Below are 21,908 nucleotides of genomic sequence, written 5' to 3' on the forward strand. Positions count from 1 at the left end.
AATAATATTATTCTACTATTAGTAGAAAATGTATATAGCGCGTTTTATATTAATAGTACATCAATAATTAAGTGTCTACAAAGCCTGAACACGACGAAATTATCCGAAGTGCGTTTGAAAATCCTTTAGTTTCTAAAGAGTTTTTTGAGATGCATTTACCATCTCATATACAAAACTTGCTTTCTTTCGAAACTCTTAAAATGGAAAAAGACAGTTTTGTAGACAAAGAACTTAAGAAATCGATAGTAGATATTTTATTTTCTGCTAAATTCGGAGATAACAAAGGTTACTTGTTTCTGTTGCTCGAACATCAAAGCATATCTAAATATAATATGGCTTTGCGGTTATTTAAATATATGCTTAAAATTGCTGAATACCACAAGAAAGCAACAAAAAGCAAAAAGTTTCCTTTCATATATCCTTTGATATTTTATAACGGTGTACAAAAATATAATACTCCACGAAATCTATGGGAACTATTTGAAAATAGTGAACTTGTAAAAGCTACATGGAGCGGTGATTATCAATTAATCAATGTTCATGATATTCCGGACGAAAAATTGAAAGAAAAAGCATGGTCAGGAATATTACAGTTTTTTATGAAGCATATTCACGAACGTGATCTGTTAAAAAGGTGGGAAGAGGTATCTGATCTTTTACCTAAATTTGCTAAAGTTGATATTGGTATTGATCACATAGAACTAATTTTATGCTACACTTTGACCAAGATTAAGCAAAGTGATATAATAGAAGTAGAAAAACTACTTAAATCAAAATTAAATCCTAAAAAAAGAGAGAACATTATGAAAAGTATAGCTCACCTTTGGATGCAACAAGGTAGAGAAGAAGAAAAAGCTATTATGGCAAAAAAAAATGCTAGAAAAGAATAAACCTTTAGATGAAATAATATATTTCACAGATTTAGCCAAAGAAGAAGTTGAAAAGTTAAAGTAATAATATTTAAAATTGAAAAAAACTATAAGGATATAGCATATCATTTTAAAAAGCGTAATAATATCTATGGACCTATAAAAGATTTTCTGAATTTTATAACAGATATTAATGGGTTAGCTATTAAAGATATTTCTTCAGAGATTGCGGCTAAAAGCATTTCTCTTATTGATGATTTTCATGGCAATCCAGCCGATAAAATCGTTTTGTAGCAAGGGCAAAAAGTCTTGAGGCTACATTACTTACTAGAGATCAAAAAACTCTTACTTAGGCTAAATTAAGGTATATTAAATCAATATCTATTTAAACATTATAATTAATAATAATTGATTATTTCCCCAATATTCAATAAAATCCTGTTTTAAAATCAAATATAGAAAACAATGCATAATACCGATGTTTTAATAATAGGGGCTGGTCCTGTCGGATTATTTGCCATTTTTCAAGCAGGAATGCTAGGAATGAAGTGCCACGTAATAGATGCACAAGAGGTTATAGGAGGACAATGTATTACTCTGTACCCTGAAAAACCTATTTACGATATACCAGCATACCCTAAAATTGCCGCAGCCGAGCTAATAAAACAGCTAGAATTGCAAGTAGCTCCGTTTAATCCGGTTTATCACTTAAATCAACAAGCGGTAGAACTAAAAAAAGAAGGTGAATTTTTTGAAGTAAAAACCTCAAAAGATATTGTTATTAAAAGCAAAGTAATTATTATTGCGGCAGGAGCTGGCTCATTTGGTCCCAACAAACCTCCCCTTACAAATATCGAAGAATTTGAGAATGAATCAGTTTTTTACTTTATTAATAACCGAAGTAAATTTACAGGTAAAAATATAGTTATAGCAGGTGGTGGTGATTCGGCGGTTGATTGGGCTATTTCTCTTTCTGAGATTGCTAATAAAATATATTTAGTTCATAGACGTGATAAATTTAGAGCAGCAAATGAAAGTTTAAGACAATTAAAAGATATAGCAGAAAGTGGGAAAATTGAGTTAGTTACCGGTTATCAATTAGATTCATTAGAGGGAAATAATAGCGAACTTCAAGCTGTTATAGTTAGAGACTTACAAAATAATACACGTAAATTAGATGCTAATATATTATTGCCATTTTTTGGTTTGAAGCAGGAATTAGGTAATTTAATAAATTGGGGACTTGATATAAAGCTTCACCACATCGAAGTCGATCCTGTGCATTACCAAACTAATATTTCAGGTATATATGCTATTGGTGATGTCGCTTATTATGATGGTAAGCTTAAACTAATTCTTACTGGTTTTGCCGAAGCAGCAAGCAGTCTCCACCATGCTTATGGTAAAGTATTTGATGGCAAGGCTCTACATTTTGAGTACTCAACTACTAAATTCGGAGAAGCAAATAAGAGTGAATAACGTAATTGATGGCAAAGCTTTAGCAAATGAAATATTGAGCGAATTAAAGCATGAAGTTCAAAGGCTTAAGGATAAAACAGGAGAATTACCAAAACTAGCAATAGTCTTAGTTGGTGACAATCCTGCAAGTATTATTTATGTCAAAAATAAAATAAAACATGCTAATAAAATAGGTATTGATACTTTATTATTAAATCTTCCTATTATTATAAAAACAGAAGATTTAATAGCAAAAATCAATGAATTAAATCTTGATCAACATATTTCAGGAATTATAGTTCAACTTCCTTTACCAGAATCTATAGACAAAAATAAAATCTTGTCTGCCATCTCACCTTATAAAGATGTTGATGGTTTTCATCCTTTAAATGTTGGTTACTTACATAGCGGAATTGATAGTGGTTTTGTACCCTGCACTGCCCTTGGTTGCCTTGAGGTAATTAAGAAATATGAGCCAAATTTAAGCGGTAAAAATGCTGTAATTATTGGACGCTCAAATATCGTCGGCAAACCTTTGAGTGCATTACTTCTAAAAGAAGATTGCAGTGTAACTATTTGCCACTCTAAATCACAGAATTTAAGCTCCATTACCACTAAAGCCGATATCGTTGTTGCAGCTATCGGCTCACCTCTAAAACTGACTTCTAAATATTTTAAGCCAGATGCGATAGTAATTGACGTAGGGATTAATAGGATCAGCGGTAATAAAATTATTGGCGACGTCGATTTTGAAAATGTTAAATCTAAAGTTAAATATATTACCCCCGTTCCAGGTGGCATCGGACCTATGACTATTGCTTTTTTACTTAAAAATACAGTACAGGCATTTAAGATGTATAACTAAGAATATTGTTGGAGGGCTCTATGTTATTTCCACTTAAGGCTTGTCCCACGTGGATCAAAAAACGCTCTTGGTGTCATTCTAGTTGCTTGACCACAGCATCCAGAAAAACAATAAAAAATACTAATTTTATTAGTATTTTTAACTGAATCTCGCAATCAAGTTGCGGGATGACAAGATTGAATTGATCCACGCAGCAATATCTCGAAGCAGAAATATACTTTAATATTAAACTCCCCTAAAATTACTGAACTCTACAGATACATCGCCTAATGCTTCAAGACTAATTTGTTGCTCGGTATTTATAGTTTGAGCATCAATTATTTGATTAAGATGATCTTTTAAAGCCAATAATTTTTCTTTAGTATTGTTATTATAATCTATAATATCTTGTATATCTTTATGTATTTTTGATAAATCAGAATCTTCACTTAATTTTTTTATTTTATTATCAATACTATATTCTACTATATTTTTATTAATATTAGCACTATCTTTCATTTTGATTGATAATTCATTAATATCTTCCAGAATCGTTTTTTTGGTAGAGGTTCTTCAAATTTTTCTTCATATTTTTTTTGCTTCGGTTCTTCATATGCATCTTGTTGCGTTTGTAATGATTTACATATATCTTCAAAGCCTTCTTGTTTTTTAGCTAGGCTTAGTGCAGATTCACCTTTAAGCTTACCTTTACTAATAACATGGTTAAGAATATCTAATGACTTATCTTCAATCATTCTAGAAATCAACATTTCACAGACTAGCTTCATACCTTTTTGTATAGCTAAAATTAAAAGTGTCCTGTCATCATTATCAATATAGCTAATATTTTCTTTAGGTGCCATTGGAATAAGCATTTGACAAACTGTCTCAAGATTTCGCCCCATAGCTAGGCTTAGTGCAGACTCGCCTTCAAGTTCACCTTTACTAACAACATGGTTAAGAATATCTAATGACTTATCTTCTAATCATTCTAGAAATCAGCATTTCACAAACTACTCTCATACCTTTTTGTGCAGCTAAAATTAAAAGCGTTCTATCACTATTATCAATATAGTTAATATTTTCTTTAGATGTTACTGGGATAAGCATTTGACAAACTACATCTAAATCATTCCATATAGCTTTTCTTAATGCAGAATCCTTGTGTCTATTTTCAGTGACATTAATAACTTCATCGGACATTATAGGAATAAGTTTTATACAAACTTGAGGCAAATTTTTATCAGCTGCTAAAGTTAAAGCTGTATTATTTGTTCCAGTTATAGTATTTATAACTTCAAAATCCATTTTTGGAATAAGCTCTATACTAATCTCTCCCCAACCTTTAGCGGCAGCTAATGTTAAAGCTGTGTATTTTTTTGCAGTTATAACATTAATTGCTTCTTTAGACATTCTTGGAGCAAGATTTTCACAAACTTTTTTAAAGCCTCTAGCGGCAGCTAAAGTAAAATATGTTTCCTTTTGTTCTGTATTATCTAGTTCAACATATGTTTCAATAATACTGATATCTTTATCAGACATTCTTAAAACAAGTGCTTCACAAACTGGTCCTAATTTTTTATTGAGAGCTAAATATAAAGGGGTATTCCCGTAATTATTAGGTTTAGCTAATTCCTCATTTTTCATTTTTGGAATTAATTTTAAAGCTTCTAAAGAGTTTTCTGATTTTATTGCCGCTATTAATTTATTATGTAGCACTTCATCTGGTAACTTTTCTTCTACTGGTGGTGATTCTAATTTTCTAAAAATATTTAAAAAAGATTGCATAATCTACCCCTATTAAATTTTATTAACTTAAGGTTATAAAAATAAGTTTAGAAATGCAACAGAAATTTAATTAATGATTTACGTTAATTACTTAAGAAATAATTATAGTCCTGACAATCTTTTCAAACTCAAGTCTAATCTTTCCTATCCTGCACATATATTAGCAGTTTTATATATTGTTTTCATGTTTTTAATAATTAAACTTTAGATTGACAATATTATAATTTATTTTATCCTATCAGGATAACCTTTTTATATTTTATTTGTAATAATATTATTACAGGTTTTTCTACTTATGATTTACTAATAAAGAAATATTAAAAATTTATAGATTTTTTTATGAAATTTGTTATAAGGATTTAAAACAAACTAGCTTATACCATATGCTAAGGATAGAAAAAGCTGAAGATGCATGGTTATTTAAAGGAGCAATTGTAGCATTTAGACCTAAAAGCTTTTATTATGGTAAAAACAGAGACAATATATTTAATAATGAATTTGTATTTGGACTATTGGGTGATAGGTTTTTTCCTCATATAACGGGTGGCAAATATCTATGTTTATACTTATTTCAAATGGGTAAAACTACAAACGAAAATATTTATTTAAATTCAGATAAGCTAGAATTAAATGAAGCAGGTTATCTAAATATGAGATTGCTAATTTAAAAGAAATAAAAACCCTGAGGCATTTAGTAGATTTTAATTATATAATTTGTAATAGTTGAGATTTTATCTTACATTTAGTAAAATAAATTAATTATTAAATGGAGATAAGAAATGAACTTAAATCAAAAAATAATAAAGCCAAAATTAGGATTACTAGAACTCGCTAAGAGTCTTGGTAGCATATCATCAGCATGTAAAGCGATGGGCTATAGCAGAGATAGTTATTACAGATTTAAAGAACTGTATGAAACTGGTGGTGAAGAAGCGTTGTATGAAATTAGTCGAAGAAAGCCAATAATAGCCAATAGAGTTGATCCAGTGATAGAGAAGGCAGTAATGGATATGGCAATATGGTAAATTAAGTTGAAGTTTGCGTATTAAAGAATTGAATTAAAGCATTATATAATTGATCAAATTGAGTAATTTTAGCTTTAATCCATCGCTTCATATTGGTCCAAAATTTCTCTATTGGATTTAGATCAGGGGAGTAAGGTGGTAAGAATATTATCCTACAACCTACTGATTCTATTAGTTCTTTGGTCCTTTGAGACTTATGGAAAGCAGCGTTATCCATCACTACAACTTGTCCAGGTTTTAGCTCTTTTATTAAAAATTCTCCAACCCAACTTTCAAATAATTGTCTATTACATGTTCCATTAAATATCATCGGTGCTATACACTCTTTATTAACATAACCAGCTATGATATTTGTTCTGTTGTAATATTTACCGCTTTTTTTACCAATAAGTTTTTCGCTTTTTTTGCCCCATCCTCTATCTTTGCAGATATTTATCTCAATACCACTTTCATCAATATATACAAGATGTTCTATTGGTGTATCTTTTATGACCTCTTGGTACTTATCTCGCTTTTCTTGACTTGCTTCCAAGTAGGAAAAGTCTTTTTTTTATAGCTAAAACCTAGTTGCTTTAACCAATAATACGCACCCACAGAACTCATATTAAAATACGTACCCATTTCTAATAATGTGAAATTAGGATTAGAACTCACGTACAACTCAACATCTTGACTTGTTACCCGTCCTTTTTTGCCTCCTATTCTTCTTGCTAAATAATGTCCTTCGGACTTATATCTCTTATACCAATTCCTTACTGTGTTTGCTGCTATTTCAAATCTTATCGCAGTGCTATTGCAGCTATTACCTCTTTCTACATATCCTATAACTCTTTTTCTAAAATCTTGACTATATGATCTTGGCATTTTCCTTTATATATATCATCCCTATACTCAAACCTCAACTTAATTTACTATAGAATATCCAGCATATGGTCAGCTAAGAGTATCAAATGAGCTTAAGAAGAGCGGTATACTTGTATCACCTGGAGGAGTGAGATCAATTTGGTTACGTAATGATTTAAACAATATCAATAAAAGGCTTAAAGCATTAGAAGCAAGGATGGCTCAGGATGGTATTGTACTTACTGAATCTCAGTTACAAGTACTAGAGAAACGACGTAGCGAAAAAGAAGCCCATGGCGAGATTGAGACACAGCATCCAGGTTATCTAGGATGCCAAGATACATATTATGTAGGAAATTTTAAGGGTATAGGTAAGGTTTATTCTCAGGTATTTATTGATAGCTATAGCAGAGTAGCTGATGCTAAACTATATACTGATAAAACAGCTTTAACTGCTGCTGATATGCTTAATGACCGCGTGTTACCATGGTATGAAACTCAAGGCATACAATACTTCGTATTCTGACAGATCGCGGGTCAGAATATAAGGGAAATATAGAGCATCATGCTTTTGAATTATTTCTAAGTATCGAAGGTATAGAACATACTATTACTAAAGCATATTCTCCTCAAACAAATGGTATGTGTGAACGTTTTAATAAAACTATGACACAAGAATTCTTTGATACAGCTATGCGGAAAAGGATCTACACTGATCTTGATGATTTACAATTAGATCTTGATATTTGGTTAGAGCATTTCAATAATGAGCGACCACATTCAGGAAAATATTGTTATGGTAAAACGCCTATGCAAACTTTTAAGGATAGTAAGAAATTAGCTATTGAAAAGAACAATGAAATCTTATATCTTGAATACTCATCTGACAGTCATAATTTATCAGATATTCAGATATAATTTTTATAGTGTCTGTAAGATCAAATCTTGACTTCTACAAATAGCTTTAATAAAACTTATACTATTTACATGTTAAATAACATTTTAACCTATGACCCTGATGTTAACTTATTAGATATAAACTATAATAAAGATACTCTCGATATAACCTTAGACTGGCATAATTATAAAGAAAAAGAAAATACTAAAATATTAGGTTTTGTGGACATTTCTAATTGATTCTCATTGCAACTATAAATTAACTTCTATATTATTCCATAACATATTGATTGTCTTAAGCTTCTAAATTATCTATATGCGAATTAATTATTTGATAAGAGTATTAGCTATGTATAGTAAATTAAGTTGAGGTTTGAGTATAGGGATGATATATATAAAGGAAAATGCCAAGATCATATAGTCAAGATTTTAGAAAAAGAGTTATAGGATATGTAGAAAGAGGTAATAGCTGCAATAGCACTGCGATAAGATTTGAAATAGCAGCAAACACAGTAAGGAATTGGTATAAGAGATATAAGTCCGAAGGACATTATTTAGCAAGAAGAATAGGAGGCAAAAAAGGACGGGTAACAAGTCAAGATGTTGAGTTGTACGTGAGTTCTAATCCTAATTTCACATTATTAGAAATGGGTACGTATTTTAATATGAGTTCTGTGGGTGCGTATTATTGGTTAAAGCAACTAGGTTTTAGCTATAAAAAAAAGACTTTTCCTACTTGGAAGCAAGTCAAGAAAAGCGAGATAAGTACCAAGAGGTCATAAAAGATACACCAATAGAACATCTTGTATATATTGATGAAAGTGGTATTGAGATAAATATCTGCAAAGATAGAGGATGGGGCAAAAAAAGCGAAAAACTTATTGGTAAAAAAAGCGGTAAATATTACAACAGAACAAATATCATAGCTGGTTATGTTAATAAAGAGTGTATAGCACCGATGATATTTAATGGAACATGTAATAGACAATTATTTGAAAGTTGGGTTGGAGAATTTTTAATAAAAGAGCTAAAACCTGGACAAGTTGTAGTGATGGATAACGCTGCTTTCCATAAGTCTCAAAGGACCAAAGAACTAATAGAATCAGTAGGTTGTAGGATAATATTCTTACCACCTTACTCCCCTGATCTAAATCCAATAGAGAAATTTTGGACCAATATGAAGCGATGGATTAAAGCTAAAATTACTCAATTTGATCAATTATATAATGCTTTAATTCAATTCTTTAATACGCAAACTTCAACTTAATTTACCATAGTTTAGCATCAGCTACTCTGCTATAGCTATCAATAAATATAGCTTAATGCGATAAGGTAGTGACTTTTTCAAGAGCATAGTAAACCGCATCAAAAAAGTGCTCAAAATTAGAAACAGTTTTTCTTATTTCGTTCTTGATTTTAAACCAGTAATGCTCAATAGGATTTAAATCAGGAGAGTAAGTTGGTAAAAATAAAATACTGCAACCAACAGATTCAATTAACGTTTTCACTTTTGTACTTTTATGAAAATTAATATTATCCATTACTACTATCTGACCAGGCTTTAACTCTTTGATCAATATCTCTTGTACATAAGTTTCAAAAATGTCCTTATTACATGTCCCATCAAATATTATTGGGGCAATAATATCTTTGGCAGACACCCCAGCAATCATACTAATCCGTGATTTATGTTGATAGACCCTTTCACCATAACATCTTTGACCGATAATGCTCCACCCGTGTTCTCTACAGCTATTATCTTCTATCCCAGATTCATCGATAAATACTAAATCTTGTTTGTCTATAGTTTTTAGTTTCAATATAAACTCATTCCTTAGACCAACATCTCTTTTGGGATGAAGAAAAGTTTTTTTTATAACTATAACCTAATTTATTAAGCAATCTTGATATCGTACTTGCAGATACTTTTTGACTCCAGTTGTTAGCTAGTTCCATGGTGGTTTTATCAAAATTTAATTCTATAAATTTTTTAAATCCTTCTATGTCTCTTATTATTCTACGATGTCCTGTATGATAACCACTTTTTGCTTTGATATCGCCGGTTTGTTTCTTTAATTTTTTCCATTCTATTATAGTCTTCCTACTAATAGAGTATATCTCAGAAGTCTCTTTTATTGTTTTACCATCTGTTAAACTTTTTATTACTCGTATTCTTAAATCGTATGAATATGCCTTTGCCATAAGTTTTTCATTTAGTATAATCTAACTCATACTCTAAGTCACTATCTTATCGCATTAAGCTATATATAGTTTAGCATCAGCTACTCTGCTATAGCTATCAATAAATACCTGAGAATAAACCTTACCTATACCCTTAAAATTTCCTACATAATATGTATCTTGGCATCCTAGATAACCTGGATGCTGTGTCTCAATCTCGCCATGGGCTTCTTTTTCGCTACGTCGTTTCTCTAGTACTTGTAACTGAGATTCAGTAAGTACAATACCATCCTGAGCCATCCTTGCTTCTAATGCTTTAAGCCTTTTATTGATATTGTTTAAATCATTACGTAACCAAATTGATCTCACTCCTCCAGGTGATACAAGTATACCGCTCTTCTTAAGCTCATTTGATACTCTTAGCTGACCATATGCTGGATATTCTATTGCCATATCCATTACTGCCTTCTCTATCGCTGGATCAACTCTATTGGCTATTATTGGCTTTCTTCGACTAATTTCATACAACGCTTCTTCACCACCAGTTTCATACAGTTCTTTAAATCTGTAATAACTATCTCTGCTATAGCCCATCGCTTTACATGCTGATGATATGCTACCAAGACTCTTAGCGAGTTCTAGTAATCCTAATTTTGGCTTTATTATTTTTTGATTTAAGTTCATTTCTTATCTCCATTTAATAATTAATCTCTTAGGGTTTAATTCCCCGAAGCTCTGCTTCGTGATATACTAGATGCATAGAAGAAAGCAGTTATATACATAAAAGTCATAATGTCACAGTACTAATATATCATTTAGTAACACCGGCAAAGTATAGAAGAGTAATATTCAATGAGGAACTAGACGATTATTTATGTAAAATTTGTGAGGACATAGAAGCTCGTTATGAAATTAGATTTTTGGAAATAGGAGTAGATAAAGATCATGTACATTTTTTACTACAGTCAATACCAATGTATAGCCCAACAAAAATAACTCAAATCATAAAAAGTATTACATCTAAGGAAATGTTTAAGAAATATCTGTCATTGCTAAAATAAAAGGGACCAGTAAATTGCACGAAAAAGGGACCAGAGAAGTTGGTGTGACCTAATAAGGTTAATGTGCAATATTCACTAGATAATTAAGCAAGTAAATATCTAGTGATACAATGATAAGAATAAATATGTATACAACAATTATCACCCTTTATAAACAAGGCAATAGTCAAAGGAATATTGCCAAACTAACAAGAACAGACCGCAAAACAGTACGAAAAATAATAAACCGCTATGTAGAGGCTGGTACAGAATCCCCAGCAATCTATGAACGATCTTCAGTTTTGGATTTTTGGCACGAAAAAATAATTGAGTTATTAGAAAAAAATCTAAGTTACATAAGAATTTTTGAGGAGTTAAAAAATCAAGGTTATACAAGCAGTTATACTTCTTTGACCCGTTATATCAAAAAATATAAAATTAAGGATAACAGTTGCATTCGTTTTCATACTTTAGCAGGAGAGGAAGCACAAGTAGATTTTGGTGACATAGGCTTACAGTATAATTCTAAGGGGCGTAGAGTTAAAGCATATGTATTTAATATGCGTTTAAGCTATAGTCGCCTTGATTATTATGAAGTAGTGTTTGATCAAAGTTGTCAAACATGGATTCAATGTCATATCAATGCATTTAATTATTTTGCTGGTAGTCCAAAAGTAATAAAACTTGATAATCTTAAAGCTGGAGTGGTAGATGCCAATTTTTATGAGCCAGTATATCAGAAGGAATATAAGTGCTTAGCCGATCATTATGGAATTTTACTTTCTCCTTGTCGAGTTTATCAACCGCAAGAAAAAGGCAAAGTTGAGTCGGGAATAAAATACGTTAAAAATAATTTTTTTGCTGGTCGTAAATTTGATAGATATGAAGAATTAACACATGGTCTTGCAAATTGGTTAAATAAGGTCAATAGCCGAATACATGGTACTACTAAGAGAATACCTAGAGAACTGTTTGAGCAAGAGGAAAGAAGTAGTTTAATTCCTTTACCATTAGAAACTTTTGATTTGTCATCTTGGCATAATCGAAAAGTAGCAAAAGATTGTCATATTACCATAGATAATAATTATTACTCTGTACCAGCAAAATATATATACAGTGATGTAATGGTACAATTGTCCCCAAAACTTGTTCAAATATTTTCTATACAAAATGATTTAATAGCAAGACATGTTAGAACAGAGGGCAAGGGGATATTTACCACTAATCCGTCTCATTATGCCAAACACAAACGTCTATGCCCAGGTTTTATAGAATATAGTGAACATTATCAACAACAAATGCAGCAGATAGGGAATAATTGCAGTTTATTATTAGAATCATTACAACAAACAAGAGTGAATGATTGGCAACGTTGTGCCAGAGGCATCATTTCTTTACGTAAGGTTTACAATGATGACTTAATAGATAAAGCCTGTCATAGAGCACTACATTATGGTATAAGTTCTTACTCTAAAATTAAGAATATTTTAAATAGTAATGCAGTAAACTTACCATTACCAGAGTTTGGAGGTAATAATGCAGAACTTATTTAATGACCTACGAAGCTTTAGATTATCAGGTATAGTCAATAGTTTAAATGAAAGGATTATTTATGCTCAAAATAATAAACTAGGATTTAAAGAATTTCTATCACTATTATGTGAAGATGAAAAATCTAACCGTAAGGATAATAATTACCGTCGCCGTAAAAGTGCTGCTAAATTACCGGTAACTAAAAATTTAGAAGACTTTGATTTTAATTTCCAACCAAGTGTTGATGCCAAAGTAATAAGTGATTTATCAACTTGTGATTATATTAATACTAAGGGAAATGTAATATTCATAGGTGATTCAGGAACTGGGAAAACTCATCTTGCCATTGGGCTAGCATTAAAAGCTTTAACACGAGAATACTCTGTATATTTTACTACGGTATCGGATATGCTTTATAATTTACATATTGCAAGAGCAGATAATAGTTATCACAAAAAGGTTAAATTACTCCTATCGTTTGATTTATTAATTCTTGATGAGCTCGGGTTTAAGCAATTGCCAAAACATTCAGTAGAAGACTTTTTTAATATTATTGCTAAACGATATGAAAATAAATCTACCATTATTACCACAAACAAGGATTTTGAAAAATGGAATGAAATATTTGCTGATGAAGTATTAACTCATGCAATTATTGATCGAGTGGTACATCATGCTCATATACTAAACATAAAAGGTAAAAGTTATCGTATTAATAACTATAAATCTGGAGGTAATATGGCATAAAAATTTTTAAATATAGTGGTCCCTTTTTGACGTAATTTACTGGTCCCTTTCTAATTGACAATGACAATATCCAAATCTTAAAGAAAAATTATGGGGAAGTGAGTTTTGGAGTAAAGGATATTTTATGAGCACAGTATGTAAACATGGTGATGAGCGGAAATTACGTAATTATGTAAAAAATAAAGGTTCAGGCAAACCTTCTTATAAAGCATTTCAACAAAAACAGTTAAAACTTTTTGGATAGATACCTCGTAGCTCTGCTGCGAGGAGTATCATTAATTAATTTATTTTACTAAATGTAAGATAAAATCTCAACTATTACAATTAATCATGGTATTTTGTACACCTAATTATTTACTACCCCAGAAATAACTACATACATAATCACAAACAGATCCTATAATGTTATAAGCTATTGTGAAAATATCATTGTTATGTGTGTTAGGATAAAAATTTTCAACAATAATTTCTTGATCTGAAAATACATCATTAAAATCATCCATTGATTTTAATAACGTAAACATTGCTTTAGTACTATCTAATACTACATCACCTATAAAAGCTAATATATTCTTTAATTATCTTCGTTACTATCATTTAAATTTATTACTACTTCTCTAGTATCACTCATAAAAACCCTGTTATTTGTTAAAAATTTAATTATTCGATAAGCACTATACAGGCTTTTAATATTAAAGTTAATGTCCAGATATTAATAAATTAGTGTTTAGTTAATTATTTAGTAAAACGTTGTTGACATAGTAAGCTAATATGCTTATAATGCAGATTATTTAATTCGAGACAAAATATGAGCGATAATTTAAAATCTTCACATTTAATTAAGGATTCAGAATCTCTTACAGGTAGCTTTCATATAGTAGATTTGTCTGCGGATGAGCTTGCACATAAAGGTGTAAGTTTAGCACGTGCACTCGGAACAAAACAATATAAAGATACAGAAAAAAAACCTCGCAAATTCAGGCTGGGAGGTATTAGCTACTTCTGTTGATGATAAAAATACTAACCAATATGGGTACAAAGCTGTAGCTTTTATTAATCGTAATACTAAAGAAATTCATATTTCTAGTTCTGGTACTATAATTACAGAAAAGTATGATTTAATCGAAGATGCACGTATCACTTTTGGTCGTATTCCTAATAAACTGCTACCAGTTAAGGAATTTGTTACTAAAGTTTTAGAGCAAGCTGGTGGAAAAGAAAAAGTTATAGATTACAAGTTTAGTACTAGTGGTCACTCTCTTGGAGCAATAGTTTCAGATTTAACCGGAGTAGAAATTCACTCCAGAGGATTAAAATTTGAAAAATCTGTTACCTTTGATAATCCTGGTTCAAAAAAGGTAGTAGAAAATGCAATAAAAAATAAAAATTTTTCGGGTGATGTCGTAACCCCAATAGAAGAACTAGCAAAACATTGCGAAGTTTATAATGTTAAACATAATTTTATTAATACTAATAATCCGCAGTTAGCAGCTAAAATAAATATTGTTGCTCTTCCTAAATCAGCTAATACTGTTGTAGAACAATCAGCTGGTATATGGGGATTAACAAGTTATCTAACAAGCAAAGTTGGTGAAGTAGTAAATAAATGTGGATATTATCTAGGGATAAATAAGGTATTACATGCTATTAATAATCATAGATTAGTGAATTTTGCTGAAGCAACTAGTAAACAAAATTGTTTTAAAGTAGTGGACTGGAAAAAATCAATGGTCAAGTAATGCTAAAACCAGATCCTAAGCTAGATAGCATTAAAAGCACAGGCAATGATTATGTAGTTATTAATCATGAAAAAGTTATTTTAGATTCGCTTAATGAGTCTTTTACATTACTTACTGAGAGAGGATATAGTTATAATGATTTAGTTACCTGTCATCTTCAAAAGAATGAAGCTGACTTAATAGGTCATAATAATATTATTGAAGTTTGCTAATTAAACTTTTTCCTCTTTTATCATCGCCTCTCTGTCATCCCGTGGCGGCATTGCCCGCGTGGATCAGTTTTGTCGTCTGAGCTAAGGAAATTACAAAGTAATTGTACGTACGCAATCTAGTTAAAAAATGCTAATTTATAGCATTTTTATTATTTTTTCTGGATTGCCACGCTCATTTCATTCGCGTAGCTCAGACGATTTGGTATAGCTTAATGCGATAAGATAGTGACTTAGAGTATGAGTTAGATTATACTAAATGAAAAACTTATGGCAAAGGCATATTCATACGATTTAAGAATACGAGTAATAAAAAGTTTAACAGATGGTAAAACAATAAAAGAGACTTCTGAGATATACTCTATTAGTAGGAAGACTATAATAGAATGGAAAAAATTAAAGAAACAAACCGGCGATATCAAAGCAAAAAGTGGTTATCATACAGGACATCGTAGAATAATAAGAGACATAGAGGGATTTAAAAAATTTATAGAATTAAATTTTGATAAAACCACCATGGAACTAGCTAACAACTGGAGTCAAAAAGTATCTGCAAGTACGATATCAAGATTGCTTAATAAATTAGGTTATAGTTATAAAAAAAACTTTTCTTCATCCCAAAAGAGATGTTGGTCTAAGGAATGAGTTTATATTGAAACTAAAAACTATAGACAAACAAGATTTAGTATTTATCGATGAATCTGGGATAGAAGATAATAGCTGTAGAGAACACGGGTGGAGCATTATCGGTCAAAGATGTTATGGTGAAAGGGTCTATCAACATAAATCACGGATTAGTATGATTGCTGGGGTGTCTGCCAAAGATATTATTGCCCCAATAATATTTGATGGGACATGTAATAAGGACATTTTTGAAACTTATGTACAAGAGATATTGATCAAAGAGTTAAAGCCTGGTCAGATAGTAGTAATGGATAATATTAATTTTCATAAAAGTACAAAAGTGAAAACGTTAATTGAATCTGTTGGTTGCAGTATTTTATTTTTACCAACTTACTCTCCTGATTTAAATCCTATTGAGCATTACTGGTTTAAAATCAAGAACGAAATAAGAAAAACTGTTTCTAATTTTGAGCACTTTTTTGATGCGGTTTACTATGCTCTTAAAAAAGTCACTACCTTATCGCATTAAGCTATATCCACGCAATAATGCTGCCACGTTATGACACTTTACCTATCAATCCTTGCTATACAAATTCTTTCAGTGATTTCTTTTAACTTTTCTATTCGCCCAATAAGATAAAGTAGTTGTTCTTTCGTAATCTTATAATTTTTATCATACCTTGCATCAACATAAGCTTTTTGTAGAAGCGTAAAACATTCTTTCTGCTCAGAAGTTACTATAGGAAAAACTTGTAATAATTCATTGTCGTAATTTTCTGCCATACTACCTAACTTTTGTAAATTATGTAACTTAAGTTTATAATTAGAGAAAACTAGTAAGATAGTACTATACAAGCTTTCGGTAGCTTGATGCAGTAAAAAGGCTGATAAAGCATTTTCAGAATCTTTTAAATAATTTATTGCTCCTTTTAAAAATCCTTTGCCTCTTCTAAACCATTGTTCAAAATAATCTTGAGCAATTTCTTTCATTTCACTCCAAAGTAAATCTTTAGCTTCGCTTAAAACATACTCACCACTATCATATAAAAGTATTCCTTCTTTTTTGATATCAGTATAAAAATAACGCCTTTTTTCTAGCTGTCTATTTATTTCTTCTATTGATTCAAGAATTATAGATATCTCTGAATCGTATGGGATAATTTGTTTAGGGTTTATTACTCCCATCTTTACTAATCTTTTATATATACTATCTTCTAAGTTCAAAGTAGCATGACCTTTATACTTACCTTTTTTCAAAATAATCAGAATATCAGTATCGCTATGATAGCCGTTAATTAAATCACGTATCCAGTCGCCTCTAGCAAAAGAACCATATAAGATAATCATAGCAATTTTATCTTTTGCAAGCTCTAAAATTTGCTGTACTATAAAATCAAGCCTAACCTTGATTTTTTGAGAGCGTTCAGGTAATTCAGTTTTTATTTAGATATTTGTATTTTTTAATGATCCACGCAGGCAATGCCGACTTAATCGATTTTCCAAGCCTTACACAGGAACAACATTCTCCAGCCAATATTTGCTACATGCAAGGAAATTAGGATTAGCAAAGTTTTCTTTACCATAGGTAATTTCTTTGCCATCTAAATCTAAAATATTACCGCCACAAGCTTTAATTAAGGCATGACCTGCTGCTATATCCCATTCCATAGTTTGACCGAATTTAGGACAAATATCCACACTACCCTCAGCAATTAAACATAATTTAATTGAACTACCTATTGCATCTATTTTATTAAAGGAATATTTACTTAAGAATTCTTTAGTTGCTTTGTTTGAATGATAAAAGCCTATGACAGCGTTTAACTCTTTTTGTTTATGAATGATAGAAATTTCCTTGGAATGCTGCTCGATTTTTAACTGACCTTTTTCATCAGTATAATATAATTTATCTGTCTCAGGTTGATATATCAAGCCAATAGTCGGTACACCATTTTTAATTAGACCTATATTTATAGTATAAGTACTTTTGCCGTTTACATAACTTCTTGTTCCATCAATTGGATCAATTAACCAAAAAGTGTTACTGTTAAGTATTGGCAGTGGTTGTTCTTCACATACTATATCTATTTCTGGAGTTAATGCTTGCAGATTTTGATAGATTATTTTACTGATTTCTTTATCTGCATTGGTAACTACCGAGCCATCTGACTTAGTATCAATTAATATTCCTGATTTTTTTATATCTAAAGCAATTTTACCGGTATCGATAATTAAATCTTTTAAAGTATTTATTAAATTATTATTCATACTATTTATTTAACATTTTTGCAGCTACATCATCCTCTAGCCACTGTCCTGTATTTAGAAGAGTAGATTGCTGCAACTTGGCAACTTCTAAATCGGGTGATTCTTGTAATTGTTGCCATCCCAAATACTCAATTCCATAATACTCTATATCAACATTTCTTAAAAAAGAATTCATATCTTTCAAATCTTGTTTATTATTTGCAAATACTATGATTTTGCTAGGTTCTTTTGGTATAATTTTTAAAAATTCAATAAGTGACTTTACTTTATTAGTACTTCCGGTAAATATTATTCCTAAATAAAAAATAGGTGCATTTGCATCAGTTGGATCAAATCTAAATACATCTTTATCATTGACTTTACCAGTAAAATTAATACCTAATCCGTAAAGTACGGTATACAACCATACTTCATAATTTTCAATCAAATTACATGGGGTAGTTATTTCTTGAAGCCCTAAAACTGTTGCACCTTGCTTTTTCATTTGATTAATAAAATCCACCCAACCTTTTTCTACAAGCATCATTTGGCGTTGTTGCATTAATTGTGCTATAGAATTATTTACTGATGAATCATTTACCGCAAGACTATATAAGTTTTTGGTAAAATTTACATAAGGATTATTATTATAGCGAAAAAATTTTGATTTGGGCGTTATAATAGTATTATCTATATTTATTAAAACAAGGCTATCTTGGTCTATTTTGGGTAACAAATCTTTCATTGTTACAGAATTTACGGAATAAGTAGGAATTATTTCACCATAGCTTGAAATTGGCACAATTAAATAAAGTAATAAATGGAATAAAATTTTATTTACTTTGATCATAAGGGTTCTTACTTTTTACATTATTAGTTTTCAAAGGGGGGTTATTTCTTTTTATATTATTCACTTGATTAGTTAAGTCATTAATAATTACATTATAGTTTGCATTATTATCCCTACTATCTTGATTATTATAATAATATCCAATAAATAAAACAGAAGAGCTATAATTAGCTAACTGTGTTTCCATTGAACTTAATAGCTCAGTGCTACCGCTAATCATTATAAGTACTTTAGGCATAAAATTCATTTGAACAAAAAAATTAATCATGAGTTCAGCACCTGATATATTATTGCTAGTCAATATGCCCTTATAAAATACCGGATAAGTATTGGAAAAATTTTTTAAATTGTTAAAAATAATATAATTATTTTTAGGAAAACTATTTGAGAAATCGATATTAAAATTCTTTTTTAAATAATCAGCAATCCATATTTCAAACTTAGGTATATTATTAAAATTACCTGTAAACTCTCCATTTAGGGCTATTATAGGAATATTTTTATTGCTAATGTTACTTACAAAATTTGGAAAGCTAGAATCTAATAATTCCTTTTTATATTTATCATTTGTTAAAATTAATTGGTCGATATAAATACTTTTAGGGTTTTTATTCATCTTTTGTAAAGTGGGAGCTAATTTAGAATAAGTATCTTTATCGATTTGCTCACCTAAAGATAATAACGGCTTAAATAACACCTTATCCAAGTCTATTACTACTAGTAAATCCTGCGGCAAATAATTTTTATTATAATTTTCTTCAAAATCTTGTTTTATTTTATCTAAATTATTTACTTCTATATTTTCTGCTTTAACTATAGATGTGAAAAGTAGTAATAAGATAAATATATATTTTTTAAGCATTAATATACTCCAATATAATACATTGTCACCCCGTGGCGGCTTTGCCTGCGTGGATCGGAAAACGCCCTAAGGTAGTCATGCCGTGGCTTGACCACGGCATCCAGAAAATAATAAAAAATACTAATAAAATTAGTATTTTAACTGGATCTCGTGAATGAATCAAAGATGACACTAAACCGAAAAGCATATCTTAATGTTAACATAATATCATGCTAATATCAATCCATATTAAACTATAATATGGTAAATATGTTTGGAAGTTTTTTAGCTCGTTTGGAGGTACTATCGGAAATGCATTCGGAGGTGGTATATTTTCAAGCATAGGAAGATTTGCTGGTAAAATGCTTGGTGAGTATTTAGATCAACTAAACCATGAACCAGAAGAATATGATTATATTAAAAACTTCAAAGAAAGCTTTAAATATGTTACAGCAAGTTATGGTGAGCCTATCCCTTTGGTTTTTGGCACTACAAAAGTTAGCGGAAAAATAATCTGGGCAGATAAAATCAAAGAAATCGCAAATAGCACTCGTCATAAAGAATATTTTCCTTATTTTCATAACGTAAAATCTACCACAACTTCTACGGAATATAGTTATTTCTTTTCTTTTGCCGTTAGTATTTGTGAGGGTGAGATCACGGAAATTAAAAGGGTATGGGCAAATGATGAAATTATAAAATTAGGTAAATATAAGTTTAGATTATATAAAGGATCAGAAGAACAATTACCCGATCCCTTGATTGAAAAATGCTTAGGTAAAAATAAAACTCCTGTTTTTAGATCTCTTAGCTATGCAGTATTTGAAGAATTACCTTTAGAAGATTTTGATAATATTATTCCGAATTTCTCATTTGAAGTAACTAGGAAGCCTAATATTCATCTACCAAACAATTATGCAAAAGTCGAAAATTTAATTAGCAGTATTAGCATGATTCCAGGGTCTGGGGAATTTGTCTATGATACAGAAATTCAGTATAAAACTCAGGAAAGTTTTTTTGGTGGTGTTATTAATCATGAGGCTATTAACTCACATAATCATTATAACATTGCCGATAGCGTATATAGCCTTAATCAACTACAAACCACCTGCCCTAACATAAAATGGGTAGCACCAGTAGTTTCTTGGTTTGGCGATAATCTTGATATAAACTATTGTAGTATAAAACCTGCTGTAGAATTTAACGACCCCCTAACCTCATACTCATCTACTTGGCAAGTTAGTCATTATAATAGAGAAAATGCTAAAATTATATCTAAGGATGAATATGAAAGCCCTAACTATGGTGGTAGTGTTAATGACGCTAGCTTAGTGCGTTACCTCAAAGAGCTGAAAAAACGTAATTTAAAAATTATGTTGTATCCGATGTTTTTTATGGATTTACCCGGTAAGCCTTGGCGTGGACATGTTAGCGGCTCTGCGGACGCAGTAAGTAATTTTTTTCATAAAACTGATGGTTATAATAACTTTATTCTTCATTATGCTCGTTTAGTGAGAGATTATGTAGATGCCTTTATAATCGGCTCGGAACTAATTGGCATCACTTCTATAAGAGACTCAGCAAATAACTTTCCAGCAGTTAATGAACTGTACAATCTTGCTCGTTTAGTAAAAGAAATAGTAGGCAATAATGTACAAGTTACTTATGCAGCCGATTGGTCGGAATATCACCATACTAGCGGTGGGTGGTACAATCTAGACCCACTATTTGCCTCTTCTTACATTGATTTCGTCGGGATAGACGCTTATTTCCCTTTAACTAGTTCTTTAAGCTCTAGAATTACAAAAGAGGATATTATTAAAGGTTGCCATAGCGGTGAGGGGTATGATTACTATTTAGATGGCAGCGGTAATAAACAAGCTTTATCGGCTGCATATGCTTGGAAGAATGTAGAATATTGGTGGGAAAATCATCACTATAACCCTGATGGGAATAAAACAGTATGGCAACCAAAAATGAAAAAATTTGGTTTACTGAATTTGGCTTTCCATCAATAGATAAAGCATCCAATCAACCCAATGTGTTTTTTGATCCTAAATGCACGGATGTGGTGCTCCTAAATACTCCTCAGCGGGTACAGTTTTTCAGCACAACGCATAGCTATTAAAGGGTTTATAGAATATTGGCAAGCACAAGAATATATAGAAGAGAT

The 21,908-nt window shown here is 30.6% G+C and carries 22 protein-coding genes and 6 pseudogenes; 17 read left to right on the plus strand and 11 right to left on the minus strand.

Annotated elements, in window-relative coordinates; all coding sequences use genetic code 11:
- Nucleotides 1–71 precede the first annotated feature (71 nt).
- From ACICQC_RS05065 to folD, 3 genes are all read left to right on the plus strand, one after another.
- The gene (locus ACICQC_RS05065; RefSeq protein WP_395476232.1) at nt 72–890 is read left to right on the plus strand and encodes an Rpn family recombination-promoting nuclease/putative transposase; all 819 of its coding nucleotides are present in this window, start codon (nt 72–74) and stop codon (nt 888–890) included.
- Nucleotides 891–1,334: 444 nt separating this feature from the next.
- Nucleotides 1,335–2,348 carry an NAD(P)/FAD-dependent oxidoreductase gene (locus tag ACICQC_RS05070; RefSeq protein WP_395476233.1) on the plus strand — a complete coding sequence of 338 codons (1,014 nt, stop codon included), beginning with the start codon at nt 1,335–1,337 and terminating at the stop codon, nt 2,346–2,348.
- A complete protein-coding gene (gene folD, locus ACICQC_RS05075; RefSeq protein WP_395476234.1) occupies nt 2,341–3,192 on the plus strand; it encodes a bifunctional methylenetetrahydrofolate dehydrogenase/methenyltetrahydrofolate cyclohydrolase FolD in 852 nt (283 codons plus the stop codon). The genes ACICQC_RS05070 and folD overlap by 8 nt, the downstream gene beginning before the upstream one ends.
- Nucleotides 3,193–3,417: 225 nt before the next feature.
- Here the strand turns inward: folD and ACICQC_RS05080 are convergent, their stop codons facing one another.
- The 3 genes from ACICQC_RS05080 to ACICQC_RS05090 form a co-directional block, all read right to left on the minus strand.
- Nucleotides 3,418–3,690, minus strand: coding sequence for a hypothetical protein (locus ACICQC_RS05080; RefSeq protein WP_395476235.1), 273 nt, complete (start codon nt 3,688–3,690; stop codon nt 3,418–3,420).
- Complete coding sequence (locus ACICQC_RS05085; protein WP_395476236.1) at nt 3,687–4,076, minus strand: hypothetical protein; 390 nt, start codon at nt 4,074–4,076, stop codon at nt 3,687–3,689. Before ACICQC_RS05085 ends, ACICQC_RS05080 begins: the two co-directional genes overlap by 4 nt.
- 70 nt (nt 4,077–4,146) lie before the next feature.
- The gene (locus tag ACICQC_RS05090) at nt 4,147–4,959 is read right to left on the minus strand and encodes a hypothetical protein (RefSeq protein ID WP_395476237.1); all 813 of its coding nucleotides are present in this window, start codon (nt 4,957–4,959) and stop codon (nt 4,147–4,149) included.
- Nucleotides 4,960–5,342: 383 nt separating this feature from the next.
- On the opposite strand from ACICQC_RS05090, the gene ACICQC_RS05095 reads away from it, so the two are divergent.
- Nucleotides 5,343–5,627: a hypothetical protein gene (locus tag ACICQC_RS05095; protein ID WP_395476238.1), complete on the plus strand. Its 285-nt coding sequence runs from the start codon at nt 5,343–5,345 to the stop codon at nt 5,625–5,627.
- A 111-nt stretch (nt 5,628–5,738) separates the two neighbouring features.
- Nucleotides 5,739–5,978, plus strand: a pseudogene (locus ACICQC_RS05100) (helix-turn-helix domain-containing protein); the annotation flags it as partial.
- A gap of 7 nt (nt 5,979–5,985) precedes the next feature.
- Here ACICQC_RS05100 and ACICQC_RS05105 read toward each other — a convergent pair.
- Nucleotides 5,986–6,516, minus strand: coding sequence for an IS630 family transposase (locus ACICQC_RS05105; protein ID WP_395476239.1), 531 nt, complete (start codon nt 6,514–6,516; stop codon nt 5,986–5,988).
- Nucleotides 6,471–6,848, minus strand: a complete 378-nt coding sequence (locus tag ACICQC_RS05110; RefSeq protein ID WP_395476240.1) for an IS630 transposase-related protein — start codon at nt 6,846–6,848, stop codon at nt 6,471–6,473. The genes ACICQC_RS05105 and ACICQC_RS05110 overlap by 46 nt, the downstream gene beginning before the upstream one ends.
- Before the next feature lie 49 nt (nt 6,849–6,897).
- Between ACICQC_RS05110 and ACICQC_RS05115 the strand changes: the two are divergent.
- The 4 genes and pseudogenes from ACICQC_RS05115 to ACICQC_RS05130 all read left to right on the plus strand — a co-directional run.
- Nucleotides 6,898–7,745: pseudogene (locus ACICQC_RS05115) on the plus strand (integrase core domain-containing protein); the annotation flags it as partial.
- Nucleotides 7,746–7,772: 27 nt separating this feature from the next.
- The gene (locus ACICQC_RS05120; protein WP_395476241.1) at nt 7,773–7,964 is read left to right on the plus strand and encodes a hypothetical protein; all 192 of its coding nucleotides are present in this window, start codon (nt 7,773–7,775) and stop codon (nt 7,962–7,964) included.
- Nucleotides 7,965–8,128: 164 nt separating this feature from the next.
- On the plus strand, nt 8,129–8,506 hold the full coding sequence (locus tag ACICQC_RS05125) for an IS630 transposase-related protein (protein WP_395476240.1): 378 nt from the start codon (nt 8,129–8,131) through the stop codon (nt 8,504–8,506).
- Nucleotides 8,461–8,991 carry an IS630 family transposase gene (locus ACICQC_RS05130; protein ID WP_395476239.1) on the plus strand — a complete coding sequence of 177 codons (531 nt, stop codon included), beginning with the start codon at nt 8,461–8,463 and terminating at the stop codon, nt 8,989–8,991. Before ACICQC_RS05125 ends, ACICQC_RS05130 begins: the two co-directional genes overlap by 46 nt.
- Before the next feature lie 52 nt (nt 8,992–9,043).
- On the opposite strand, the gene ACICQC_RS05135 is transcribed toward ACICQC_RS05130, so the two are convergent.
- Nucleotides 9,044–9,926 (minus strand): IS630 family transposase gene (locus ACICQC_RS05135; protein WP_395476242.1). Its coding sequence is split into 2 segments (ribosomal slippage): nt 9,044–9,598 and nt 9,600–9,926, totalling 882 coding nucleotides; the frame shifts between segments, so codons are not numbered across the junction.
- Nucleotides 9,927–9,989: 63 nt separating this feature from the next.
- Nucleotides 9,990–10,589, minus strand: a pseudogene (locus tag ACICQC_RS05140) (helix-turn-helix domain-containing protein); the annotation flags it as partial.
- A 74-nt stretch (nt 10,590–10,663) separates the two neighbouring features.
- Between ACICQC_RS05140 and tnpA the strand changes: the two are divergent.
- The 7 genes and pseudogenes from tnpA to ACICQC_RS05175 all read left to right on the plus strand — a co-directional run.
- Nucleotides 10,664–10,942 (plus strand): annotated as a pseudogene (tnpA, locus tag ACICQC_RS05145) (IS200/IS605 family transposase); the annotation flags it as partial.
- Nucleotides 10,943–11,091: 149 nt separating this feature from the next.
- Nucleotides 11,092–12,498 (plus strand): IS21 family transposase, encoded by a 1,407-nt coding sequence (istA, locus tag ACICQC_RS05150; RefSeq protein WP_395476243.1) that lies wholly within the window; start codon nt 11,092–11,094, stop codon nt 12,496–12,498.
- Nucleotides 12,482–13,225: an IS21-like element helper ATPase IstB gene (istB, locus tag ACICQC_RS05155; RefSeq protein WP_341790851.1), complete on the plus strand. Its 744-nt coding sequence runs from the start codon at nt 12,482–12,484 to the stop codon at nt 13,223–13,225. Before istA ends, istB begins: the two co-directional genes overlap by 17 nt.
- A gap of 118 nt (nt 13,226–13,343) precedes the next feature.
- Nucleotides 13,344–13,469, plus strand: a pseudogene (locus ACICQC_RS05160) (hypothetical protein); the annotation flags it as partial.
- 682 nt (nt 13,470–14,151) lie between these two features.
- A complete protein-coding gene (locus tag ACICQC_RS05165) occupies nt 14,152–14,964 on the plus strand; it encodes a hypothetical protein (protein WP_395476244.1) in 813 nt (270 codons plus the stop codon).
- The gene (locus tag ACICQC_RS05170) at nt 14,964–15,176 is read left to right on the plus strand and encodes a hypothetical protein (protein WP_395476245.1); all 213 of its coding nucleotides are present in this window, start codon (nt 14,964–14,966) and stop codon (nt 15,174–15,176) included. Before ACICQC_RS05165 ends, ACICQC_RS05170 begins: the two co-directional genes overlap by 1 nt.
- Before the next feature lie 267 nt (nt 15,177–15,443).
- Nucleotides 15,444–16,326, plus strand: a protein-coding gene (locus tag ACICQC_RS05175) for an IS630 family transposase (RefSeq protein ID WP_395476246.1) whose coding sequence is annotated in 2 segments (ribosomal slippage) — nt 15,444–15,770 and nt 15,772–16,326 — 882 coding nt in all. Because the reading frame shifts where the segments join, the coding sequence is not laid out codon by codon here.
- Nucleotides 16,327–16,364: 38 nt separating this feature from the next.
- Here the strand turns inward: ACICQC_RS05175 and ACICQC_RS05180 are convergent.
- The 4 genes from ACICQC_RS05180 to ACICQC_RS05195 all read right to left on the minus strand — a co-directional run bounded on the left by ACICQC_RS05180 (nt 16,365) and on the right by ACICQC_RS05195 (nt 19,756).
- Nucleotides 16,365–17,144 carry a HEPN domain-containing protein gene (locus ACICQC_RS05180; RefSeq protein ID WP_395476247.1) on the minus strand — a complete coding sequence of 260 codons (780 nt, stop codon included), beginning with the start codon at nt 17,142–17,144 and terminating at the stop codon, nt 16,365–16,367.
- A 159-nt stretch (nt 17,145–17,303) separates the two neighbouring features.
- Nucleotides 17,304–18,065, minus strand: a complete 762-nt coding sequence (locus ACICQC_RS05185) for a 3'(2'),5'-bisphosphate nucleotidase CysQ (protein ID WP_395476248.1) — start codon at nt 18,063–18,065, stop codon at nt 17,304–17,306.
- A 1-nt stretch (nt 18,066) separates the two neighbouring features.
- A complete protein-coding gene (locus ACICQC_RS05190) occupies nt 18,067–18,894 on the minus strand; it encodes a DUF2608 domain-containing protein (protein WP_395476249.1) in 828 nt (275 codons plus the stop codon).
- Entirely contained in the window at nt 18,878–19,756 is an 879-nt protein-coding gene (locus tag ACICQC_RS05195; RefSeq protein ID WP_395476250.1) for a DUF2608 domain-containing protein, read from the minus strand. Before ACICQC_RS05195 ends, ACICQC_RS05190 begins: the two co-directional genes overlap by 17 nt.
- Nucleotides 19,757–20,685: 929 nt before the next feature.
- On the opposite strand from ACICQC_RS05195, the pseudogene ACICQC_RS05200 reads away from it, so the two are divergent.
- Nucleotides 20,686–21,863: pseudogene (locus tag ACICQC_RS05200) on the plus strand (glycoside hydrolase TIM-barrel-like domain-containing protein).
- The last annotated feature ends 45 nt before the right edge of the window (nt 21,864–21,908 follow it).

This window comes from Rickettsia endosymbiont of Pantilius tunicatus (genome assembly GCF_964291875.1).
Taxonomy (GTDB): Bacteria; Pseudomonadota; Alphaproteobacteria; order Rickettsiales; family Rickettsiaceae; genus Rickettsia.

Bases quoted from the DNA above. Each gene is read 5' to 3' on its own strand.
- ACICQC_RS05070 (WP_395476233.1), top strand. From the start codon at position 1,335: ATGCATAATACCGATGTTTTAATAATAGGGGCTGGTCCTGTCGGATTA.
- ACICQC_RS05080 (WP_395476235.1), bottom strand. From the start codon at position 3,690: ATGAAAGATAGTGCTAATATTAATAAAAATATAGTAGAATATAGTATT.
- ACICQC_RS05085 (WP_395476236.1), bottom strand. From the start codon at position 4,076: ATGGGGCGAAATCTTGAGACAGTTTGTCAAATGCTTATTCCAATGGCA.
- ACICQC_RS05090 (WP_395476237.1), bottom strand. From the start codon at position 4,959: ATGCAATCTTTTTTAAATATTTTTAGAAAATTAGAATCACCACCAGTA.
- ACICQC_RS05095 (WP_395476238.1), top strand. From the start codon at position 5,343: ATGCTAAGGATAGAAAAAGCTGAAGATGCATGGTTATTTAAAGGAGCA.
- ACICQC_RS05110 (WP_395476240.1), bottom strand. From the start codon at position 6,848: ATGCCAAGATCATATAGTCAAGATTTTAGAAAAAGAGTTATAGGATAT.
- ACICQC_RS05125 (WP_395476240.1), top strand. From the start codon at position 8,129: ATGCCAAGATCATATAGTCAAGATTTTAGAAAAAGAGTTATAGGATAT.
- istA (WP_395476243.1), top strand. From the start codon at position 11,092: ATGTATACAACAATTATCACCCTTTATAAACAAGGCAATAGTCAAAGG.
- istB (WP_341790851.1), top strand. From the start codon at position 12,482: ATGCAGAACTTATTTAATGACCTACGAAGCTTTAGATTATCAGGTATA.
- ACICQC_RS05170 (WP_395476245.1), top strand. From the start codon at position 14,964: ATGCTAAAACCAGATCCTAAGCTAGATAGCATTAAAAGCACAGGCAAT.
- ACICQC_RS05180 (WP_395476247.1), bottom strand. From the start codon at position 17,144: ATGATTATCTTATATGGTTCTTTTGCTAGAGGCGACTGGATACGTGAT.
- ACICQC_RS05185 (WP_395476248.1), bottom strand. From the start codon at position 18,065: ATGAATAATAATTTAATAAATACTTTAAAAGATTTAATTATCGATACC.
- ACICQC_RS05190 (WP_395476249.1), bottom strand. From the start codon at position 18,894: ATGATCAAAGTAAATAAAATTTTATTCCATTTATTACTTTATTTAATT.
- ACICQC_RS05195 (WP_395476250.1), bottom strand. From the start codon at position 19,756: ATGCTTAAAAAATATATATTTATCTTATTACTACTTTTCACATCTATA.